The organism is Oceanobacter sp. 1_MG-2023 (assembly GCF_030689025.1).
Lineage (GTDB): Bacteria > Pseudomonadota > Gammaproteobacteria > Pseudomonadales > Oceanobacteraceae > Oceanobacter.
Window position 1 is genome coordinate 17707 of sequence record NZ_JAUYWA010000012.1, and the last position, 18308, is coordinate 36014.

Below are 18308 nucleotides of genomic sequence, written 5' to 3' on the forward strand. Positions count from 1 at the left end.
GCAGCCAGCTATTACATCTTCCGGTTTTTTCCCACAACACGTTCACTTTGGTTACCTTTATAGGAATACTTCAATAGTAATAACTTAAGAAGCAAAACAGGTACCATCTGTATAAATTTATAATACATTGATTTCTATAGATTTTTATAAATCAAACGTGACCGCTCATGTCGCAAAACAGACACCATGTCGTTATATATACAAACTACCTAACGAAGTAACAAACCTGATAAAAACAGCCTCCGTTGCAGATCCGGCAATCACAACAGTGGCCTGAGTAGAGATAATCCATCAACACTGATCAAAAACAGCAGCGCCCGCTTGAGACGAAGCTCAAGCGGGCGCTGTCATGCCAGACCAATGGCAGGGATTATTCAGAAAGGTGTTACCGGGTCGTGCCTAGTGGTCATGACCACATTCATGATCGGTATTATCGAAATCGATGGCCATAAAGATCGCGCTTTGTGGGAAGTCGGCCGGGTAGCACATAAAATACTGGGTCGCTTCATCGACCGGCCACCAGCAAGAAGCAGCACGCGGAATATCGGCCAGTTCAACGCGTTCGATGCAGTAATGAAGACCAAGACCAGCCACTTCAGGGAATTCTTGTTCGAAGCTGGCCGGGAACCCATCGATCGCTGTATCGGTTTTATCTTCCAGGCTCAGTGCCTTGAGTTTCTCTTCCCACTCTTTTGCCTGAGTGCATTCGACAAAAAAATCAGCCAGGTAACGTGTATGGTATTTTTTGGTGATACGGGCATTTGCCATGTAAATATCCTGTTGAAGCGGTTGTTGTAGCGGTGTGTATAACGAATGTCACCAGGGTAAAGGCTGGCCATTGGAGTGCCAGAAACCACCACTGTTGCTTATTGTCAGTTCATCGATGCGAGCAACCAGCCCTTCGGCTGCTTGCTGCGGAGAAATATCACCCGCAAAGTTCACCATGCGGGTTTGGACAAAGCCGGGATGTAATTGTGCCACGGCAATACCGCGAGGTCTGAGATCTTCTGCCAGGCTTTTGCCGAACGCGTTTAATGCAGCCTTGGATGCTCGATAGCCGTAGTAACCACCGGAACCATTATCTGCCATAGATCCCATGCGGCTGGTGATATTGGCAATTTTACTGCCCTCACACATCAGCGGCAGCAAGGTGTGTACGAGCCGCAGCGGTGCCAGGGTATTCACTTCAAACTGGCGACTGATCTGCTCGAAGTCCAGCTGATCCAGAGTGTCGTTGGCAAAGATACCGGCATTATTGACCAGTAGATCGAGCGGTCCATCCAACAGCTCCGCCACGATCGTTTGCAACCCCTGGACAGCCTCGGCATCGGTCATATCGATACCGGTAATAATCTGGTCTGCCAGTGTATCCAATGCTTCCGAAGACTCACGACAAACCGCCATAACGCAGTCTCCACGACTGGAAAAATGACGTACCAGTTCTAGCCCAATACCCCGGTTGGCCCCGGTAATCAGTACATTCGCCATTCCTCTCTCCTGTCTGGTCGGTTGATATGAACAATCCGCGCCATACTAACCAAGGGCCGTGACAGGATGCAATGACTATGGTGTTTTCCTGGCGATCACCTCTGATCAGGCAGGCGTCAGTTCAAGCATCAACGCCTGCATACGCTGGTGCTGCATTCTGAGCGCATATTCCAGCTCCTGGTAGCGCGTACGAATCGCCGCCTTTTCCCAGCGACAAGCCAGAGACTGACGCGTACTGGAGTAACGCTCCCCTTGCAGGTTGGTCCAGTCGTTCAGCATGGATTTAAACTGGGCATATTCATTTTCCAGCACCGCACTCCAGCGCTGGTAATCGGCTTCTTTAAGCTGCCGCAAAGCCAGCTCTTCCTTCGCTCGCTTGAACTGCATCTGAACCTTGGCGCGCTGGATTTTAAAATCAGATACGGTTTTCAGATTAGAGGCCAGGCCAACCCATGAGCAGGCCTTGATAAACCATTTGGTTGGGTCCCAGTGGTACCAGCGAATACCATTGCGGTAGTCATTCTGGAAAATATGATGGTAATTGTGATAGCCCTCACCATGGGTCAGAAAGGCAAAAAACGGATTATCGCGTGCAGTATTTTCATCGGTATAAGGCTGGCTACCCCATTTATGAGCAATGGAATTAATAAAAAAAGTAACGTGATGGGTCGTAAACAAACGCAGCAAACCCGCCAGCAACAACATGCCCCAGACATCCCCGAACATCCATCCCAGCGCAGCAGGCAGACCCACGTTCATGGCCAATACAATCCAGACGTAGTATTTGTCTTGCCACATCACAATGGGGTCTTTCAGCAGGTTTTTGACGTTGGCGTAGTCAGTTTTGCCTGACGGCCATTCTCGCAGCATCCAGCCGATATGGGAAAACCACAACCCCCGCTTGGCGGAGTATGGATCATGCTCGACATCATCAACATAACGGTGGTGCTTGCGGTGGCCAGAACACCATTCCAACACGGTATTCTGCAGGGCAGAAGCTCCCCACAAGACGTACCACAGCCGCAACACCCAGTGTGCTTCATAGGCATTGTGCGACCAGAGACGATGATAGCCACCGGTAATCGCCATCCCTGTCAGCCAGGTGATCACAATATAGGTAACCCAGGCCGAGGTCTCATAACCATAGGTGAAGCCATACCAGGGCACCAGGGTCAAGACGCCCAGCGTGCTGGCTGCAAACATGATGGTCGGAACCCAGTAGATAGGCGGCTTGTTATTGTTCTGATTATTTTCACTCTGCTCGCTGGCAGATGGTGCTTGATCGTTTGACAGCATAATACCCTTTCTAGTGACGGTCGGTGCAGTAACAAACACACCTCTAGTATTTATACTAAACCACGATTGTGTCATTCGACATGCGACATGAGTGAAATAGACTGAAATAGGGTTAAAAATGCCCCATTGTCACAATACCTTCCTGATGAGCCCGAGTTTCACTACCTTTCTATCGCCAGAAAACCGGGTAGCCCTCTTTGCGCTCAAATAACAGGCAAAAAAAGCCGCGCTGTCAGCGCGGCTTTCAGGAACAACTCAGTGATCAGCCACCGAAGTCATCCAGCATGATGTTCTCAGGCTCAACACCCAGAGAAAGCAACATGTTGATTACAGACTGGTTCATGATTGGAGGCCCACACATATAGTACTCACAATCTTCTGGCGCAGCGTGATCCTTGAGGTACTGTTCATACAGTACGTTATGGATAAAGCCGGTCAGACCGTCCCAGTTATCTTCTGGCTGTGGATCAGACATTGCCACGTGCCATTCGAAGTTTTCATTCTCTTCAGCCAGCTTGTCGTACTCTTCCTGATAGAACAGTTCGCGTAATGAACGCGCACCGTACCAGAAGCTGATCTTGCGCTTGGAGTGCAAACGCTTGAGCTGATCGAAGATATGCGAACGCATCGGTGCCATACCGGCACCACCACCGATAAAGACCATTTCCGCATCGGTATCACGAGCAAAGAACTCACCAAATGGACCGTATACCGTCACCTTGTCACCTGGTTTCAGGTTAAAGACGAAGGTCGACATAATACCTGGCTGAATACCCTGGGATCCTGGTGGTGGCGTTGCAATACGAATATTGAACTTCACCAAACCTTTTTCTTCAGGATAGTTAGCCATGGAATAGGCACGAATGGTGGTTTCCTTGTTAACAGCCTTGATGTCGAAGAAACCAAAACGCTCCCAGTCACCGCGATACTGCTCTTCAATATCGAAGTCAGAGAAGTTGATTTCATACGGAGGACATTCCAGCTGCACGTAACCACCAGCACGGAAGTCAACGTTTTCGCCCTCAGGCAAAGCCAGTGTCAGCTCCTTGATAAAGGTTGCCATGTTCGGGTTGGAAACAACGGTCGTTTCCCACTTTTTCACCCCAAACACTTCTTCCGGAACTTCAACCACCATATCTTGCTTGACTGGTGTCTGACAGGATAACCGCCATCCTTCACGGGCCTCACCCTTGGTGAAGTGAGAGGCTTCGGTAGGTAGCATTTCACCGCCACCTTCCGTTACCTTGCACTTGCACTGGGCACAGGTACCACCGCCGCCACAAGCAGACGACAGAAAGATATTATTAGCGGCCAGAGTTTGCAGCAGCTTGCCACCGGCTTCGGTTTTTACTTCCCGCTCGCCGTTGATCATGATGGTTACATCACCCGAGCTAACCAGCCGGGAGCGAGCGCCTAGAATGATGAACACCAGTGACAATACAATCACGGTGAACATCACTACGCCCAGAATAATTTCAATATCCAAAACTTCGTCTCCTTACAGTGATACGCCAGAGAAGGACATGAAGCCAAGAGACATCAGACCTACAGTCATAAAGGTAATACCCAGACCTTGCAGACCTGCTGGCACATCGCTGTACTTCAGTTTTTCACGAATGCCTGCCAAAGCAGCAATGGCCAACGCCCAACCCACACCGGCACCAATACCGAATACGGTACTTTCACCAAAGTTGTAGTCACGTTCCACCATGAACAAGGCAGCACCCATAATGGCGCAGTTCACCGTGATCAGCGGCAGGAATACACCCAGCGCGTTATATAAAGCCGGTACATACTTATCCAGCACCATTTCCAGGATCTGGACCATGGCGGCAATAACACCGATATAGGTCAGCAGGCCCAGGAAGCTCAGATCAACCGCAGCAAAATCGTTGGAGATCCAGGTCAACGCACCTTCTTTAAGCAAGTAGGTATAAATCAGGTTGTTGACCGGTGTGGTAATACCCAGCACCACGATAACCGCAACACCCAGACCAATCGCCGTTTGAATTTTCTTGGAGATTGCCAGGAAGGTACACATTCCGAGGAAGAACGACAGCGCCATGTTCTCCACAAAGACGGACTTAACGAACAGACTGATATAGTGTTCCATTAGTGACCTCCTGAGTGTTCAGTGTTAGGCAGGATTTTGAAATCTGGTGCTTCGACCTGTTCGGTCTTCACAGTACGCAGAATCCAGATGAAACCACCGATAATAAAGAAGGCAGACGGTGGCAGCAGCAGCAAACCGTTGGACTGATACCAGCCACCATCCTGAATCAATGGCAGGATCTCGAAACCAAACAATTTGCCAGAGCCAAACAACTCACGCACGGTCGCAACAGAAACCAGAACCACGGAGTAGCCAAGACCATTACCGATACCGTCAAAGAAGCTCAGCACCGGGCCATTTTTCATGGCAAAGGCTTCTGCGCGTCCCATCACGATACAGTTGGTAATGATCAGACCAACAAACACCGACAACTGCTTGCTGACTTCATAGGCATACGCCTTGAGGATCTGATCCACCACGATAACCAGTGACGCAATAATAATCATCTGTACGATGATTCGAATATTGTTTGGAATATGATTACGGATCAGCGCGATACCAAAGTTGGAACACGCCGTTACCGAAGTCAGCGCCAGACACATAACCAGTGTTACGTTCAGGCTGGTCGTTACTGCCAATGCAGAACAAATACCCAGAATCTGAACTGCAATCGGGTTTGCGCTGAAAAGCGGTTCGGTAAGAACTTTTTTCAGATCAGACATATTACGCCCCCTGTCCTTTCAGTTTGTTCAGCAATTCGCCAAAGCCTTTGCCACCAACCCAGAAACGTACCAGATTGCTGACACCACGGCTGGTCAAGGTAGCACCAGACAAGCCATCAACCTGATAAGGGTTACCGGCTTCTGCACCACCTTTTACGACACTGATTGCGACATTGCCTTGATCATTAAAGACTTTTTTGCCCACCCACAGTGCTTTCCACTTGGGATTATCGACTTCACCACCCAGTCCCGGGGTCTCAGCATGAGAATAGAAACCCAGGCCAACGATGGTATCCATGTCGCCTTCCAGCGCCAGGAAGCCATACAAGGTAGACCACAGACCATAGCCGTGAACCGGCAGGATAATCTTCTCGATATGATCGCTACCGCCGACAATAAAGACCGCCGCGTATTTTTCCAGACGCTTGATGCTGGCTTCATCTTCTTCAGAAGACAAGGCACGAGACAGCGCAGGCGTCTTGGACGATTTTTTCTGATCGAAGTTTTCGACCGTCAAACCGGCATCACGGATTTCCTGGAGTTCAGCATCCGTCGCAAAACGTCCTGCTTCCAGATTAACAATACGGGTAGAAATCTGTGTGAACTGATCAGCTACCGGCTGGCCTTCGACATACAAATCAGCAGCCTGTAATACAGCGATTTTTTTATCATTGGCCTTGTTTTCATTCTGTTTGCCACGCAAACCCACTGCGGCACCGGCAACAATCACCGAGCACACCAGGCACAGCAAAATAGCAACCGTCAGAGTTTTTTGAATGCTGTCGTTATTAGCTGACACGGGCGATCCTCCGCTTGATGTTTGCCTGCACTACGAAATGGTCGATCAGTGGCGCAAACAGGTTGGCAAACAGAATGGCCAGCATCATGCCTTCAGGGAAGGCCGGGTTAACCACCCGAATCATAACCACCATAAAACCGATCAAGGCACCAAAAGCATACTTGCCGGTATCGGTCATGGAAGCGGACACTGGATCGGTAGCCATAAAGATCATACCGAACGCAAAACCACCAACGACCAGATGCCAGTACCACGGCAGGGCAAACATATAGTTGGTGTCTGAGCCAATCATATTCAGCAACAGACTGAAAACCACCATGCCGCCAAACACACCCGCGACAATACGCCACGCAGCAATATTCATCACCAGCAGTACCACACCACCCAACAGGATCGCCAGCGTACTGGTTTCACCCATGGAGCCCTGGATAGTGCCGAAGAATGCATCACTCCAGCTAACACCCGCATCAATAATAGCTTGTACGCCGCCTTCAGCCGCATTACTCAATGCTGTCGCACCGGTAAAGCCATCGGCTGCCGTCCATACCGCATTACCTGACATATTGGCCGGGTAAGCAAAAAACAGGAAAGCACGACCCGTCAGTGCCGGGTTGAGGAAGTTTTTGCCCGTACCACCGAACACTTCCTTGCCGATCACAACACCAAACGAAATGCCCAGAGCCACCTGCCACAGCGGAATGCTGGGGGGCAAGGTCAGAGCAAACAGCACGGAAGTCACAAAGAACCCTTCGTTAACTTCGTGGCGACGAATGGTGGCAAACAACACTTCCCAGAAACCGCCCACAATAAAGACCGTGGCGTAAACAGGCAGGAAATAAGCCGCGCCAAAAACAAAGTTATCCCAGAAGCTGGCCGCATCGTGAGCACCACCACCCAGCAATACAATCAGAAACTCGCGCCATCCTTCAATGACGGTACCGGCACCGGCTGCCATGGCTTCGTTCGCCTGCAAGCCAATGTTGTACATACCAAACAGCATCGCCGGAAAGGTACAGACCCATACCGTGATCATGATACGTTTGAGGTCAATGCCATCCCGTACGTGCGCCGTGTTATTGGTCACATTCGGTGGTGAAAACAGACCGGTATCAACCGCCTCATACAGCGGGTACATCTTTTCGTACTTGCCGCCCTTCTCAAACAAAGGCGCCAGGTTATCAAGCATAGTTCGCAGACCCATAATCAGCCCTCCGCCTCAATTCGAGTAAGATTTTTACGCAGGATCGGGCCGTACTCATATTTGCCTGGGCAAACAAAAGAACACAGAGCCAGATCTTCTTCATCCAGCTCCAGTGCACCCAGCGCAACGGCCGATTCCATATCTTCAACAATCAACGCTCGCAACAACTGGGTTGGCAGCATATCCAGCGGCATCACACGTTCATAAGCGCCGACAGGCACCATGGCACGTTCACTGCCGTTGGTTGAAGTCGAAAACGGAAAGCTCTTCTTCATCAGATTGGACAGGTAAATCGGCATCACAGAGAAGCGATTGGCACCTGGAGTCAGGTAATGCAGCAATGGACGCTCACGCCCTTCCCGCAGTACGCTGATCTGGTTGTGGTAGCGACCCAGAAAAGACTCAGCTCCGGCGGCAGTACGACCACCAAACACAGAACCTGAAACAATACGGTTCTCGGCATTGACCAGTTCACCAGCAGTCAACTGCTGCAAGCTGGCACCGACCAGAGTACGGATCAAACGCGGTTTTTTGACTTGTGGGCCAGCCAGCGCGACGACGCGCTCGGAAGACAACTTGCCCGTCGTAAACAGGATACCAATGGCAATCACATCCTGATAACCGATTGTCCATACGGTGCGCTGTTCACTGACAGGGTACAGAAAATGAATATGCGTGCCCGCCAATCCAGCCGGGTGAGCTCCCGCAAACTCTTCCACTGTTTCTACACCAGCGGCCGGGATATTGGCGCCCGGTGCCTTGCAGACAAACAGCTTGCCAGTTGTCAGGTTTTTCAGCACCTGCAGCCCATGCTTGAAAGCATCGGCTTGCTCGGCAATGATCAATTCCGGATTGGCTGCCAGCGGGTTGGTATCCATGGCATTGACAAAGATAGCATCAGGCGTGCTGTCCAGTGCCGGTACCCGGGAATATGGACGGGTACGCAGAGTGGTCCACAAACCGGAGTTCACCAGATTGCTCTGGACATCGGCTGCCGCCAGGGATGACAGCGCATCTACTGGATAATGATTGAAGGTTTCTTCATCAGAACCTTCGAGCTGGATAACAATCGACAAGAATTTCCGGCGATCGCCGCGGTTTACCGCCTTGATCACACCCGCAACCGGAGCGGTAAACTGCACCCCCTCGGTCTTCTTGTCTGTAAATAGGACTTGTCCCTTCTTGACCGAATCACCTTCCTGAACAGCCATTGTTGGCTTCATACCAACATAGTCCGCGCCCAGTATCGCAACTTCCGTTACGTTCTGGCCCGATGTAATGGTTTGCTCAGGAATTCCGGTGATAGGTAAGTCGAGACCTTTTTTAATTTTGATCATATGCCTCGCCTAATCACATGAGTCCGCTGCGCCAGAATCCGCAACACAAACACACGAACAGGCCACCAAAATCATCACTGAAGCTGGAAGCAGGCTCGTATTACTTGCAATTGCATTGGGAAACAAGCACTTGGATACTCGTTTGCTAAGTTTACTAAGTGAAAAATCGGCGGTTAGTATAAAGAGGCGCACCCGAATAATCTAGCGATCAAGGGTGTAGGTAGATCATGCTTTAGAGGGAACAATCTATACCAAAAAGAGGCTATTCAGTGCCAAACAGCAAGAAACAGGAGTATCAGGAAGGTAGTCATGGCAGGGAAATCAGAACGTTATCGAGAAGAAAACCGCTGCTTTCTCCTCGATAACGGCATGCATTGTACCGGCTCAGCAGCCCATTCAGAGCAGTCTTGAGCCGGTCAGCACTCAGTTTTGTACCGGTGGGTAAGTCGGGTATTCAACACCACACAACTGATGCGCGATACGGATAACCTGGCGGCTGTAGCCGTATTCGTTATCGTACCAAACGTACAGGTTGGCGTGATTGCCATTCACAATCGTCGCCTTGGCATCCACGATACCGGCATGGCTGTTACCAACAAAGTCGAGAGATACCACTTCCGGTGAGTTTACCCAGTCGATCTGACGATGCAGGTCAGAGCGCAGGGAAGCTTCACGCAAGTACTCGTTTACCTCATCAACGCTGACGTCCTTGCTCAGGTTCAACGACAGGATCGCCATGGAAACGTTAGGCGTTGGAACCCGGATCGCGTTACCGGTCAGCTTGCCTTTCAGTGCTGGCAATGCCTTGGCAACGGCCTTGGCAGCGCCTGTTTCCGTAATTACCATGTTCAGCGGTGCAGAACGGCCACGACGATCACCACTGTGGTAGTTATCGATCAGGTTCTGGTCGTTGGTATAGGAGTGAACGGTTTCAACGTGGCCGCTGACAATACCGTACTCATCGTTCATCACTTTCAGAACCGGCGTAATCGCGTTGGTGGTACAGGAAGCCGCAGACAGGATCTTGTCGGCTTCTGTGATATCACCGTTGTTAATGCCATAAACGATGTTCTTGATATCGCCTTTGCCTGGTGCAGTCAGCAGCACACGGGCAACGCCGTTACATTTCAGGTGTTGGCTCAGGCCATCTTCGTCACGCCATACACCGGTGTTATCAATCACCAGAGCGTTCTTGATGCCGTATTCCGTGTAATCAACGTCAGATGGGCTACCAGCGTAGATGATTTTAATCACGTTGCCGTTAGCGATCAGGCATTCGTTCTCTTCGTCGACAGACAGGCTGCCACGGAAAGTACCGTGTACTGAATCGCGACGCAGCAAACTGGCGCGTTTGACCAGGTCATCACCCTTGCCGCGACGAACCACAATGGCACGCAAACGCAAACCGCGGCCACCGCCGGATTTTTCAATCAGGATACGAGCCAGCAAACGACCGATACGACCAAAGCCGTACAATACGATGTCACGGTTTTCGCCATCTTCTGTGGTTTGGCCAACGGCGTCACCCAGTTCGTCAGTCACAAAGGTGCGCAGGTCGCGACCATTTGCCTCAGTGCGGAATTTTACCGCCAGACGGCCGATATCAACATGGACACGGTTGATATCCAGCTCTGCCAGAACCTGAAGAATCGGGAACGTATCGCGGACAGTGACTTCCTGTTTTTCCATGTGACGGACAAAACGATGTGCTTTCAGAATATCAATCACAGAACGATTGATGATCGCACGACCATACAGGGATGTGATCACATTATGAGTGCGGTACAAACCACCAATCAGGGGAATCATGGATTCAGCAATCGCTTCGCGTTCCATCCAATCCTGCAAGCAGGTGTCGCGCATATCTTGAGTCACAGGCAAACCTTCCATTTAATTGTTCGAGGGATCATTACGGTGCAGATTATGCACGTGCCGGCCCAAGTTCACAATCCGACCAAAAAGCAACCGACTTTGTAGAAAACCTACCTATTTTTTCGAATTTGGTGAACCAGACGACCATTGCCCCTCCCATGCCACCATCAATCAGCCAGACCGGTTCAGGCCAGTACAACCAACAATGGCGACTCAGCAAAGGCATATTCCATAGCATAGCCCCTGTTTGTCGTTATCTTGTTGTCATCGTCCTCAATACCCGAACCTGCCTGTCCCTCGCGACCAGGTCGTGGCTTTTGAAATCACCATCACAACACTCTTACCTCGATTCACATAATGACAAGTTGCACAATTAACGTAGTTAATTTCCAACAAAAACCGACCCAAACTGACAAAATACTTCCATTGCCCATTGGTTGACACAGGGTAAACAGCGGATTATTGGGCTCAAAAGGTGTCAAAATTCCTCGAATTGACACAATTCCATGACAAAACAGTCACGTGGTTACGTTCTCTCCAGGAGATACACAAGGCCCAACCGCCGATGATTTCTCAATGATTTCCCAATACCAGCCTGTCTGATCCGCATTGGCAGGGCAAAACAGCAGCCCTCTGACGGGAAACCTGTGACACCCTTCCAGCCATTGATTACACTTGACCGCCTGCCGATTCCACCCTTCGATATACGCACGGAGAACGCATGACCAGTCCGATGACTCCCGACCTGCCAACCAAAGCTGCCGAACGTCGCTTCTGGGGCAATCTTGAGGGAGCAAGCCTGGCGTTGGCCATTGCCCAGGCCGCATCATCCAATCAGGGCCTGACCCTGGTGGTATGCAACGACACCACCAACGCCTTGCAGCTGGAAGAAGATATTCGTTTTTTCGCCGCCAAACTGCCCGTGCTGTTATTTCCCGACTGGGAAACCCTGCCCTACGATGTGTTTTCTCCCCATCAGGACATCATTTCCCAACGGATCGCCACCCTCAGCCAATTGCAGGATATTCGTCAGGCCGTTCTGATTATCCCGGTCGCAACCCTGTTGCATCGTCTGCCCCCTGCCAGTTTTTACCAGGGCCAGAGTTTTGCACTGGACGTCGGCCAGCACTTTGACGTCGACAACACCCGCAAGCAGTTACAGGCCGCCGGTTATCATTGTGTTGACACCGTGTATGAACACGGCGAATTTGCTGTTCGAGGGGCCATTGTCGATATTTTCCCAATGGGCCAGGCATTACCATTCCGCATCGATATGTTTGATGACGAAATCGAGACCCTGCGAACCTTCGACCCTGAAAACCAGCGCACGCTGGATAAAGTCGACAGCATCCGCATTCTGCCCGCCCGGGAATTCCCGCTCAATGCCGCCGCCATCAAGATGTTCAAACATCGCTGGTTCGACTTTTTTGAGCACAACCCCAACGACTGCTCGGTGTATGTCGACATCGGCCAGGGCATTGCCCCGGCGGGTATCGAATACTATTTACCGCTGTTTTTTGCCGATGACCTGGGTAACTTTTTTGACCACCTGCCCCGCAATACCCTGATCATTCACGATGCCGGTATCGAACCCGGCGCCAAACATTTTCGTAATGAACTGGAGCAGCGTTACGAAAGCCGCCGCTACGACCGCACCCGCCCGATCCTGGCGCCGGGTGAGCTGTTTATCGCAACCGACCAGTTGTTCAGTCATCTCAACGATTACCCACGCATTCAATGGCATGATGCCGACCTGCCCAGCCGCGGCGGTGCCGTCCGGTTTGACACCCACCCCCTGCCCGACATCAGTATCGACTCGCGACTGGATCAACCACTGCAACGCCTGCAATCCTGGCTGCAAGCCAACGCCAACACCCGAGTGCTGTTTTGTGCCGAGTCAGCCGGTCGTCGGGAAGCCCTGAAAGAATTACTCAGCCGCATCAAAATCCGGGCCAGTGAGCACCCGGATTGGATCACTGCGACCCAGAGCAACGACCAGCTCATGCTCACCACCGCACCGCTCAGCAAAGGCGTTGTGATCGACGCCAGCCAACCTCTGGCCCTGATTACCGAAAATGAATTGTTCGGCCAGCGCATTCGTCAGACCCGCCGCCGCAACAAACAGAAAACCGATGCCGACAACACTATCCGTGACTTGTCCGAGCTGAAACCCGGCGCCCCCGTGGTACACCTCGATCACGGCATCGGCCGCTATCAAGGGCTACAGGCGTTGGATGCCGGTGGCCAGCTGAATGAATTTCTGGTGCTGGAATACGCCAACAACAGTAAATTGTACGTACCGGTGTCGTCGTTACACCTGATTTCACGCTACGGCGGAGCCGAAGACGGGGCAATTCCAATCAGCCGCCTCGGCACCGAAAAATGGGCGGCCGCCAAACGCAAGGCCGCCGAAAAAATTCGTGACACCGCCGCCGAGCTACTGGAAATCTATGCCCGCCGGGAAGCCCGCAAAGGTTTTGCTTTTAACGGCCCGGACGAAGAATACGACCGCTTTGCTGCGGGCTTCCCTTATGAAGAAACCCCGGATCAACAGACCGCCATCGACGCCGTTGTCAACGATATGTGCTCACCACGCCCCATGGATCGGCTGGTGTGTGGCGATGTAGGCTTTGGTAAAACCGAAGTGGCCATGCGAGCTGCCTTTATGGCGGTACAAAGCGGCAAGCAAGTCGCCGTACTGGTCCCTACCACGTTGCTGGCACAACAGCATTACCAGAACTTTGCCGACCGCTTTGCCGAATGGCCGGTCAAGGTCGATGTACTCTCGCGCTTCAAGTCCGCCAAGGAAACCCAACAGGCTCTTGAACGCATGCTCGATGGCAAAACCGATATCGTCGTCGGCACCCATAAGCTGCTGCAAAAAGACGTACGGTTTGAACACCTCGGGTTGTTGGTCATCGATGAAGAGCACCGCTTCGGGGTACAGCAAAAAGAACGCATCAAGGCCTTGCGCGCCAATGTCGATATTCTGACCCTGACCGCCACGCCGATCCCGCGTACATTGAATATGGCCATGGCCAGCATTCGTGACCTGTCGATCATTGCCACCCCACCGGCAAGGCGACTGAGCGTCAAAACCTTTGTGCGCCAGTACGACGAAGCCACCATCAAGGAATCCATCCTGCGGGAAATCCTCCGTGGTGGTCAGGTGTATTACCTGCACAACGAAGTCAAAAGCATCGAGAAAATCACCCGTGAACTGGACCAACTGGTGCCGGAAGCCCGGGTTGTATTTGCCCACGGCCAGATGTCGGAGCGCGAACTTGAAAGCGTGATGAGTGATTTTTACCACAAACGCTTTAATGTGCTGGTTTGCACCACGATTATTGAAACCGGCATCGACATTCCCTCAGCCAACACCATTATTATTGAACGGGCCGACAAATTCGGCCTGGCCCAGCTGCATCAGCTGCGTGGCCGGGTTGGCCGTTCACACCATCAGGCCTATGCCTATCTGCTGACACCGCCGCCCAAAGTGATGACCAAGGACGCTGAAAAACGTCTGGAAGCCATTGCTTCGGCACAAGACCTCGGTGCGGGCTTTATGCTCGCAACCCATGACCTTGAGATCCGGGGTGCCGGGGAATTATTGGGCGAAGAGCAAAGCGGCCAGATCGAAACCATCGGCTTTACCCTCTATATGGAAATGCTGGAACAAGCCGTACAGGCGATGCGCTCCGGCAAGATTCCATCTGACGACCTGACCCCGAAACAGATGGCCGATGTCAATTTGCATATTGCGGCGCTGATCCCGGACGACTACCTGCCCGACGTCAACAGCCGCCTGACGCTCTACAAACGGATTGCCAACGGCCAGAGCGATAACGAACTGAAAGAACTGCAAGTCGAAATGATCGACCGCTTTGGGCTACTGCCAGACCCGGTGAAAAACCTGTTCCGCCAAACCGCGCTGAAATTGCGGCTCAACCCGCTGGGCATTGCCAAGCTCGACGTTGGTTCCGACTCCGGTCGACTGGAATTCAGCGCCGCCACCAAAATCAACCCCTTCACGCTGGTCAAGCTGGTACAAAGCAAATCCCACAGCTACAAACTGGAAGGTGGCCACACCTTGCGTTTCTACTTCAACATGGACACTATCGATCGGCGCTTTAACGTCATCGACCAGGTGCTGACCGAACTGCAAAAGGAACTCTGACCCTTGAACCTGTTTCACTCTGCCAAAGTGGCGTTCTTTCTGAGCCTCACCACATTATTCACACTGCCCACCAGCGCGGTGGCCGCCACTCCGTTAAGCGATAACTGGTTTCAGGTCGAAATGATGCTGGTCGCCTATCGTAATAACAGCGACATCGACCAGGAATACTGGCCCAAAGTCATCCTCGACAGCCAGTCGCTCTTTGCAACGATGACACCCAAGTCCAGACGCCTTGACCCGGTCGCCAAACATTACCGTTACCGCCGGCTACAAACGCAGTTTCTCAATGCCATCAAGCTCCCGGTCAGACTACCGGATAGCCTCTGGCAACCCCTGGCACCGCTGTCCAGCCTTAAACTGAAACGGGAAGCCAACCGCATCAACCCACAGGCCGATATGGATGTGGTATGGCACCAAAGCTGGCTGGAACCCGTACAAAGCCAGGAAGGCACCATCGTCCACAAGGTCAACCTGACCGTCGGCGGAGAACCGGAAATCCAGATTACCGGCGGTTTCAGCCTCTACCTCAGCCGCTACCTGCATATTTCGACCGACTTTCATGTGCAACACCTCAGCAGCCAGATGCCCGCCGAGCCACAGTTACAGGCATTCAGCACAGCCATCAATACCGACGGCACACCGACCCCGGCCATACTGGCAAGCCAGCAGCCATTGACCATTCATGGCCTCTACCCGATACGGGCCACCGAGGTTCGTCAGAAACGCCGCATGCGCAGCAAGGAATTGCATTATATCGACCACCCGATGCTGGGCGTTGTATTGATTATTACACCGGTTGAGTTTCCAGACCTGACAGCTGGCGAATAGACTGGCGAGCACAGACGACCGCCACCAAATCATCCGTCACCCCGGGCTTGATCCCGGGGCAGAGGACACACACGAAGCTACGGCACAGACATAACCGGCGGACACCGACAGAGCCGGGAGCCGGGAGCCGGCCCTTACAGTGACAACAAGACCGCTGCCAGCAAGTCCCGAACGTTATTCATACCGCTGTCCAGCACCGCCTGAATATCAGCCATGGTAATTTCGGCATCGCTGCGACCTGCCGCCGGGTTCACCACCAGGCAGACGCTGGCGTAGGGTATGCCTAGCTCCCGTGCCAGTACCGCTTCCGGCATACTGGTCATTCCAACCAGGTCACAACCAATACGCTCGAGGTAATTCACTTCGGCGGCAGTTTCCAGTCGTGGGCCTTGGGTTACGCCAACCACGCCATAATCACTCACCGGCGCCGGTAACACCCTGGCGGCTTCAATCAGTGCCTGGCGTAATCCGGCATCAAATGGCTCGGTGAAATCAATATGGTTCAGTGGCTGATAACTGCCGTCAAAAAAGGTGCTTTCCCGTCCCCAGGTCAGATCGATCAGTTGATCCGGAATCACAATGGCCCCTGCGCCCATATCCGGGTGAATCCCCCCGACCGCATTGACGGCGAGAATGGCTTCAGCCCCCAGCTCCTGTAATGCCAACAGATTGGCACGGTAGTTCACCTTGTGTGGCGGCACCGAATGCGGATGGCCGTGCCGGGCCATAAACAGCACCTCACGCCCTTCCCAGAGACCCTCATGGACACTGCCAGACGGCGTCCCCAGGACGGTATTAATATCATGGCGAGCCGTTACCTCCGGCCCCTCCAGATGAGTCAGGCCAGTACCACCAATAATGCCAATACGCTGATAGGACATGCGAGCGCTCCTGTTAATCAAGCAAAAAAAGGGAATGCGCCCGATAGCGGACGCCAAAACAGTGTGATTTCAATCAGGATGCGGTCAATACTGCCAGCTCGGCACGAATACGTTCAAGTGACGAATCCGTTGCTGCAGTGGTGCTGGCTGTCGCTGGCAAACATCGCCAATCCGACAGATCCAGCCGTGGCCGTCCTTGTGCCAATGCCTGTTCGACATGCTGTAACACTTCCAGCTCACCAGACTGGTGATTACATACCACCAGCGCGTTGCAACCGGCAGTCATTGCCAGCTCCGCCCGCTGGCGGTAACTGCCATAACTGGCAGCACCTTCCATGGTCAGGTCATCACTGAAGATAACCCCGGAGAATGCCAGCTGTTGTCGTAACAGGGTCAACCAACGGCGGGAAAATCCAGCCGTCTGTGCGCTATCCAATGCCGGATATATGACATGTGCCGGCATCACACCCGCCATGCGCCCGGATGCAATCAGGTGCTGGAAAGGCCGCATGTCATAATCCAGCTGGGCCAGGCTGCGGTGATCAACCGGCAGCTCCCGGTGCGAGTCGGCAATCACTGCGCCATGCCCCGGAAAATGCTTGCCCACGGCTTGCATGCCAGCGGCCGCCATACCATCCACCAGCGCCGCCGCCAGCACGCTGACAACCGCCGCATGGGTGGCAAAAGCCCGATCACCAATCACCTGGGAGCAGCCGCGCTCGATATCCAGCACCGGCGCAAAACTGACGTCCACACCACATGCGGCCAACTCCGTTGCCATCAGCCAGCCAATATCGTAAGCCAGTGTTTGGGCTGCCTCCGGATCGGACTGAAACCGCTGCCCCAGCAGTGCCATCGCCGGCAAGCGGGTAAATCCTTCCCGAAAGCGCTGGACGCGGCCCCCCTCTTGATCGACAAACAGAGGCAAATCCGGCCGCAGCTGGCGAACATCGGCCGTCAGCCTCTGCAACTGTTGCGGGTTCTGGTAATTACGCCCAAACAGAATCAGGCCACTCAGAGCTTCCGACTCCAGCACCGGCCAATCTTCTTTCAGCAGTTGCGGCCCCAGCAAGTCGGCCACGACGCCAACTGCTGCGGTATCGTTCAAGACAGCTCGCGACATGGAATCCTCGAAAAACTGTGTGGCTGAATCCACACCAGTGTATCAATGCTCACCTGATCAAACAGGGCCAGCACATCCTGGTTACGCATACGAATACAACCATGGGAGCGGGCAATGCCCATCGGTTCCGAATCCGGTGTGCCGTGAATATAAATATAGCGCCGCATCGAATCCACGCGCCCCATACGATTGAAGCCTATTTCCATGCCCTGTAACCAGAGAATCCGGGTAAGAATCCAGTCCCGGGCCGGATGCCTTGTGGCCAGCTCAGTGGAGTACAGCTCTCCGGTAAAACGTCGCCCGACAAACACCGCATTCTGCGGCAGGCCTCCGCCGATACGGGCGGCAATTCGATGCCAGCCACGCGGCGTACAGCCAGAATTTTCTTGCTCACCAACCCCATTCAGGGCGGTGGATATGGGGTAGACAATACACGTTTGCGGCGTCGTCAGACGTAACTGCTGATCCGCTATCGAGATCTCGATCATGATTCCTTGTCCGTCCGGTCCATTCTTTGCCAAGGTTGCCATA

General features: G+C 52.8%; 15 protein-coding genes. 2 read left to right on the top strand and 13 right to left on the bottom strand.

Annotated features, from left to right (window positions below; genetic code table 11):
- Positions 1-399 precede the first annotated feature (399 nt).
- The 10 genes from Q8W22_RS09590 to Q8W22_RS09635 form a co-directional block, all read right to left on the bottom strand.
- On the bottom strand, positions 400-768 hold the full coding sequence (locus Q8W22_RS09590) for a hypothetical protein (RefSeq protein ID WP_303431987.1): 369 nt from the start codon (positions 766-768) through the stop codon (positions 400-402).
- 48 nt (positions 769-816) lie between these two features.
- Positions 817-1488 carry an SDR family oxidoreductase gene (locus tag Q8W22_RS09595; RefSeq protein ID WP_303431986.1) on the bottom strand — a complete coding sequence of 224 codons (672 nt, stop codon included), beginning with the start codon at positions 1486-1488 and terminating at the stop codon, positions 817-819.
- A gap of 105 nt (positions 1489-1593) precedes the next feature.
- Entirely contained in the window at positions 1594-2784 is a 1191-nt protein-coding gene (locus tag Q8W22_RS09600) for a fatty acid desaturase (RefSeq protein WP_303431985.1), read from the bottom strand.
- 262 nt (positions 2785-3046) lie between these two features.
- Positions 3047-4270 (bottom strand): NADH:ubiquinone reductase (Na(+)-transporting) subunit F, encoded by a 1224-nt coding sequence (gene nqrF / locus Q8W22_RS09605; RefSeq protein WP_303431984.1) that lies wholly within the window; start codon positions 4268-4270, stop codon positions 3047-3049.
- Positions 4271-4282: 12 nt separating this feature from the next.
- Complete coding sequence (gene nqrE / locus Q8W22_RS09610; RefSeq protein ID WP_303431983.1) at positions 4283-4897, bottom strand: NADH:ubiquinone reductase (Na(+)-transporting) subunit E; 615 nt, start codon at positions 4895-4897, stop codon at positions 4283-4285.
- Complete coding sequence (locus tag Q8W22_RS09615; protein ID WP_303431982.1) at positions 4897-5559, bottom strand: NADH:ubiquinone reductase (Na(+)-transporting) subunit D; 663 nt, start codon at positions 5557-5559, stop codon at positions 4897-4899. Before Q8W22_RS09615 ends, nqrE begins: the two co-directional genes overlap by 1 nt.
- 1 nt (position 5560) lies before the next feature.
- Positions 5561-6358, bottom strand: a complete 798-nt coding sequence (locus Q8W22_RS09620) for a Na(+)-translocating NADH-quinone reductase subunit C (RefSeq protein WP_303431981.1) — start codon at positions 6356-6358, stop codon at positions 5561-5563.
- Positions 6348-7559, bottom strand: a complete 1212-nt coding sequence (locus tag Q8W22_RS09625) for an NADH:ubiquinone reductase (Na(+)-transporting) subunit B (protein WP_303431980.1) — start codon at positions 7557-7559, stop codon at positions 6348-6350. Before Q8W22_RS09625 ends, Q8W22_RS09620 begins: the two co-directional genes overlap by 11 nt.
- Positions 7560-7561: 2 nt before the next feature.
- Positions 7562-8896, bottom strand: a complete 1335-nt coding sequence (locus tag Q8W22_RS09630) for a Na(+)-translocating NADH-quinone reductase subunit A (protein WP_303431979.1) — start codon at positions 8894-8896, stop codon at positions 7562-7564.
- Between the two features lie 423 nt (positions 8897-9319).
- A complete protein-coding gene (locus tag Q8W22_RS09635) occupies positions 9320-10771 on the bottom strand; it encodes a glyceraldehyde-3-phosphate dehydrogenase (RefSeq protein WP_303431978.1) in 1452 nt (483 codons plus the stop codon).
- A gap of 718 nt (positions 10772-11489) precedes the next feature.
- Between Q8W22_RS09635 and mfd the strand changes: the two genes are divergently transcribed.
- Entirely contained in the window at positions 11490-14945 is a 3456-nt protein-coding gene (gene mfd / locus Q8W22_RS09640; protein WP_305452233.1) for a transcription-repair coupling factor, read from the top strand.
- A 3-nt stretch (positions 14946-14948) separates the two neighbouring features.
- Positions 14949-15773, top strand: coding sequence for a CsiV family protein (locus Q8W22_RS09645; protein WP_305452235.1), 825 nt, complete (start codon positions 14949-14951; stop codon positions 15771-15773).
- Positions 15774-15907: 134 nt separating this feature from the next.
- Here Q8W22_RS09645 and Q8W22_RS09650 read toward each other — a convergent pair whose 3' ends face one another.
- The 3 genes from Q8W22_RS09650 to Q8W22_RS09660 all read right to left on the bottom strand — a co-directional run bounded on the left by Q8W22_RS09650 (position 15908) and on the right by Q8W22_RS09660 (position 18307).
- The gene (locus Q8W22_RS09650; protein WP_305452237.1) at positions 15908-16654 is read right to left on the bottom strand and encodes an S-methyl-5'-thioinosine phosphorylase; all 747 of its coding nucleotides are present in this window, start codon (positions 16652-16654) and stop codon (positions 15908-15910) included.
- Positions 16655-16727: 73 nt separating this feature from the next.
- On the bottom strand, positions 16728-17777 hold the full coding sequence (gene nagZ, locus Q8W22_RS09655; protein ID WP_305452239.1) for a beta-N-acetylhexosaminidase: 1050 nt from the start codon (positions 17775-17777) through the stop codon (positions 16728-16730).
- Complete coding sequence (locus Q8W22_RS09660; RefSeq protein WP_305452241.1) at positions 17759-18307, bottom strand: L,D-transpeptidase; 549 nt, start codon at positions 18305-18307, stop codon at positions 17759-17761. Before Q8W22_RS09660 ends, nagZ begins: the two co-directional genes overlap by 19 nt.
- Position 18308 lies beyond the last annotated feature (1 nt).